This is a genomic window from Acidovorax facilis, assembly GCF_023913775.1.
GTDB lineage: Bacteria > Pseudomonadota > Gammaproteobacteria > Burkholderiales > Burkholderiaceae_C > Acidovorax > Acidovorax facilis.
This window is the reverse complement of the sequence record NZ_JAMXAX010000218.1, coordinates 1-4,775: the sequence shown is the minus strand read 5'-3', so window position 1 is coordinate 4,775 and position 4,775 is coordinate 1. Positions and strand designations below refer to the sequence as shown.

The window sequence follows — 4,775 nt, the reverse complement described above, 5'->3', positions numbered from 1 at the left end:
CCGTGCGAAACGGCCGGGGAGGGCGCATCGGACGGTGCAGGCGTCGATGGCGGAGCGGCGGGCTTTTTCTTGAAAAAACTGAACATTGGAGGGTTCTTAGAATCATCCATTCTATGAAACGTGCTTTCACCCTACTGGGCCTGCTGGCCTGCCTCTCGTCCGGGGCTGCCTTTGCGGCAACGCCTCCCGCCTCTCAACCCCCCGCTGCGCCTTCCACCACGCCGTCCGCCACGGCCTCTGGCGCGCAGCAGTTCACGCTCAAGAACGGCATGCAGCTCATCGTGCAGCCCGACCGGCGTGCCCCCACTGCGGTGCACATGGTGTGGGTGCGCGTGGGCTCCATGGACGAGGTGGATGGCACCACGGGTGTGGCCCATGTGCTGGAGCACATGATGTTCAAAGGCACCAAGACGTTGCCGCCGGGCGAGTTCTCGCGGCGTGTGGCGGCTTTGGGCGGGCGCGAAAACGCATTCACCAGCCGCGACTACACGGGTTACTACCAGCAGATCCCGTCCAACCGGCTCGAAGATGTGATGAAGCTCGAATCCGACCGGTTTGCCAACAACCACTGGCCGGATGACGAGTTCAAGAAGGAGCTGGAGGTCGTCAAGGAAGAGCGCCGCCTGCGCACCGAAGACCAGCCCCGCGCCATGCTGGCCGAGCAGCTGTTTGCCGCCACCTTCACCGCATCGCCCTACCGCCGACCGATCGTGGGCTGGATGAGCGACCTGGATGCCATGACACCGAATGATGCGCGCGCCTTCTACCGCCAGTGGTACACGCCCACCAACGCCGCCGTGGTGGTGGCAGGCGATGTGGACGTGGCCCAGGTCCGCTCACTGGCCGAGAAGTATTACGGCAGCCTGCCCGCCCACGCGCTGCCCGAGCGCAAGCCCCGCACCGAGCCCGCGCAGCAGGGCCTGCGCCGCATTGCCGTCAAGGCTCCGGCCGAGCAGGCCTACGTGGCGCTGGCGTTTCGTGCGCCCAGCCTGAACCGCGTGGAGAACCTGACCGAAACCGACCGCGATGCTCTGGCGCTCATGGTGCTGTCGGCGGTGTTCAACGGCTACGACGGCGCGCGGCTCGACCGTGCGCTGACCCAGGGCGAAAACCGCGTGGCCGACAGCGCCAGCAGCGGCGCGATGGTTACCGGCCGTGGCCCCAGCCTGTTCATGCTCAGCGGTGTGCCCGCTGCAGGCAAGACGGCCCAGCAGGTGGAAGACGCGCTGCGCGCCGAGGTCGCCCGCGTCGCCCGCGATGGGGTCAGCGAGGCTGAGCTGACCCGCGTGAAGACGCAGTGGATCGCCTCGACCGTGTACGAACGCGACTCGGTGATGAACCAGGCGCAGGAGCTGGGGGGCAACTGGATTCAGGGCTTTCCGCTCGACGCCAACGAACGACTTCTGGAGCTGCTGCGCACCGTGACGCCCGCCCAGGTGCAGGCCGTGGCCGCCAAATATTTTGGCGACGACCAGCTCACGGTGGCCACCTTGCTGCCCCAGCCGCTGGATTCCCCCCGCCCCCGCGCACAGCCCGCACCCGGTGCGTCCCGCCACTGAACCCGCTTTGCGCCCTATTTCATGATTACTATTAAAAACATAGCTGCTCGCGCTTTACTGATAAGCGCTGGAGCCATTTTTTATTCAAATTCTGCCTGGGCGCTGCTGCCCATCCAGCACTGGACGGAGGGGAGCGGCGCCAAGGTCTACCTGGTCGAAAGCCCGGTCATCCCGATGGTGGACGTGCAGATCGACTTTGATGCTGGCAGCCGCCGCGACCCGGCGGGCCAGTCTGGCCTGGCCAGCGCTGTGGCCGCCATGGCCAGCAAGGGCGTGAAGGCCGGGCGCGACACAAGCACCGAACCCGCGCTGGACGAAAACGGCCTGGGCGAGGCCTGGGCCGACCTGGGCGCCAGTTTCGAGGTGGCCGCTGACAACGACAGGCTGCAGTATTCACTGCGCTCGCTCACCGACCCGCCGCTGCTCGACAAGGCAGCCCGCCTGGCCGCGCGCCAGATCGGCGAGCCCAGCTTTCCGGCCGACGTGTGGCCACGCGACCGCGCCCGCTGGAGCGCCAGCATCAAAGAGTCGCTGACACGCCCGGCCACCGTGGCCAACCACGCGTTTGAAGCCGCCGTGTACGGCAGCCACCCCTACGGCGTGCAGACCACCGCAGAGACGCTGGCGCGCATCAGCGTGGCCGACATGCAGGCGTTTCACACCCAGCACATCGGCGCCTGCCGCGCCAAGGTCAGCATTGTGGGCGCCGTGTCGCGCACACAGGCCCAGGCGCTGGTGGCCACGCTGCTGTCGCGCCTTCCCGTCAGCACCGGGTGCGCGCCGCTGCCGCCCGTGGGCGAGATCGCAGCGCTCGCTGCCCCCGCCGAGCAGAACATCCCCTTCACCTCGGCCCAGGCCCATGTGCTGATTGGCCAGCCGGGCTTCCAGCGGCGCGATCCGGACTTTGTGGCGCTGCTGGTGGGCAACCACATCCTGGGTGGCGGCGGTTTTGTCTCGCGCCTGACCAACGAGGTGCGTGAAAAGCGCGGCCTCAGCTACAGCGTGTACAGCTACTTTGCCGCTGGCATGCACGCCGGCGCCTTCACGGTGGGCCTGCAGACGCGCCCCGACCAGGCGGCCCAGGCCGTGAAGGTCTCGCGCGACGTGATCGCACGTTTTGTGGCCGAAGGCCCCACCGAGGCCGAGCTGCGCGCCGCCAAGGACAACCTCATCGGCGGCTTTGCGCTGCGCATCGACAGCAACAAGAAGCTCCTGGGCAACGTGGCCAACATAGCCTGGAACGAGCTGCCGCTGGACTACCTGGACCAGTGGACGAAGAAGGTCGAAGCCCTCACCGTAGCCGATGTGCGCGCGGCCATGGCCAAGAAGCTGCAACCCGAGCGCATGGTGACCGTGGTGGTGGGGGGCAAGCCATGAGCCGCTCAACCCTGAAGACCACCGCCATCAACGCCGAGATCCGCAAAGCCCAGGCTGCAGCGGCCACCCCCCCCCGGTTGCCGCTGGCAAAAAGGGCGCGCCCAAGGACAAGGCCGTTGCCGCAGCAGCGCCCAAGGGCGCGGGTGAAATCCGCATCATTGGCGGGCAATGGAAACGCACCCGCCTGCCCGTGGCCCAGCGCCCCGGCCTGCGCCCCACGCCCGACCGCGTGCGCGAAACGCTGTTCAACTGGTTGGGCCAGGACCTGACCGGCTGGCGCTGCCTGGATGCCTTTGCGGGCACGGGCGCGTTGGGGCTTGAAGCCGCGTCGCGTGGAGCGGCCGCCGTGCAGCTGGTGGAAAGCGATGCCGCTCTGGTGGCCCAGCTGCACACCCTGCAGCAGCGCCTTTCGGCCACGGCCGTGCGCGTGCAGCGTGGCGACGGGATTACCGCCCTCAAACAGGCGGCGCCCGCCAGCATCGACCTCGTGCTGCTGGACCCGCCGTTTGACAGCGACCTGTTCGTCGCTGCCCTGCAGGCCGCCTCCAAGGCTGTGGCCGCCCAGGGCTTTGTCTACCTCGAAGCGCCCCGCGCCTGGACGGACGAGGAGCTGGCTGCGAGTGGCCTGGTGCTGTACCGCCACCTCAAGGCCGGCGCCGTGCACGCGCACCTGCTTCAGCGCAGCGCCTGAAGCACGCAGGGCCGCAGACCCGCAGCGGCCTACCTTTTCAACGTCGCCAGCCGGGCGCTGCCGTCGGCTTCGATGCCCGCCATGTTCCAGCGCAGCATCTGCGGCAGCCCCGCCAGCGTGGGCTGGCGCACCCAGGCCAGGTGCACCGTGTAGCTGCCCGCAGGTGGGCTCGGCAAGGTCCAGGTGGTGTTGATCTGCGCGGGCACACCCGGAAGAATGGCACGCGCCTGGGCGGTGCTCAGCAGCTCCCGGCTGGCCACCACCTGGCCGGAGCCATCGCGCAGCTGAGCCTGCAGTTGCCAAGGGGTGTAGAGCGGTGCGTTACCCGTGTTGTCCACGCGCACCTGCACCTGCACCGTGCTGGGCGTGGGGGCCGTGACAGTGATGGGCCCCAGCGCAAAGCGGTAGCCCGCCTCGCGCCCCACGGCGGCCAGGTGGGCCTGTTCGGTGCCCGTAAAGCTGGACCACGGCGCGTTCAGGTTGCCATTGCCCACGGTGGAGACATGGAAGTCGCGCACCTGCTGCAGCGCGGTGGCGGCGTTGGTCTTGGACTCGCCGGGGCCGAAGGGGCAGAACTCCGCGATCCAGGGGGTGGTCTTCCAGCGGTCCGAGATCTGTGCCCAGTCGCTCGGGCGATCGGTCCACTGCTTCATGAAGCCGTCCTGCGCCAGACAGTCCCAGCGCAGGCCCACCGGCAGCGTGGTGGTGGTCTGCTGGAAGAACGCGTACTGCAGCGTGTCCAGGTTGGCATGCGGGATGAACATCGCATGCTGCGCATCCGGGAACCTGTCGAAATGCATCTGCGCAATGCTGCGCTTGGTGGCGTTGGAGGCCGGGGTGATGCCTTGGGTTTCCAGGGCCGGTGTGTAGACCACGTTGGTGGTGTTCATGGCCCACTCGCCGTACTGCCCGTACAGGCCCACGTCGATCCAGGCCAGGTCCGGCGTGTCGCCCAGCGCGGCGGCCACGGCCTGCAGCAGGGCCTGCATGCGCTCCAGCACATAGGGGTGGTTCCAGTTGGGCACCAGCGTGGGAGGCAATGCGGGCGCGGGCGGGGTGGGGGCGGGCATTGGGGCCGCCCACACACAGGCGGGGTTGGGTGCCGAGCATTGCGGCTGCGCCGTGCCCGCGCCGTGCAGGTAGGTGGG

Annotated in this window: 3 protein-coding genes and 1 pseudogene; 3 read left to right on the top strand and 1 reads right to left on the bottom strand. The window is 68.3% G+C overall.

The window, feature by feature from the left end; translation table 11 throughout:
* Positions 1-113: 113 nt before the first annotated feature.
* From NFX52_RS29285 to rsmD, 3 genes and pseudogenes are all read left to right on the top strand, one after another.
* Positions 114-1,559, top strand: coding sequence for a M16 family metallopeptidase (locus NFX52_RS29285; protein ID WP_055402929.1), 1,446 nt, complete (start codon positions 114-116; stop codon positions 1,557-1,559).
* 21 nt (positions 1,560-1,580) lie between these two features.
* Positions 1,581-2,936, top strand: a complete 1,356-nt coding sequence (locus NFX52_RS29280) for a M16 family metallopeptidase (RefSeq protein ID WP_055402931.1) — start codon at positions 1,581-1,583, stop codon at positions 2,934-2,936.
* Positions 2,933-3,627 (top strand): annotated as a pseudogene (gene rsmD, locus NFX52_RS29275) (16S rRNA (guanine(966)-N(2))-methyltransferase RsmD). Before NFX52_RS29280 ends, rsmD begins: the two are co-directional and overlap by 4 nt.
* Positions 3,628-3,656: 29 nt before the next feature.
* Here the strand turns inward: rsmD and NFX52_RS29270 are convergent.
* Positions 3,657-4,775: DUF4832 domain-containing protein (locus NFX52_RS29270; protein ID WP_252635961.1), on the bottom strand; the 1,119-nt coding region annotated here is incomplete at its 5' end.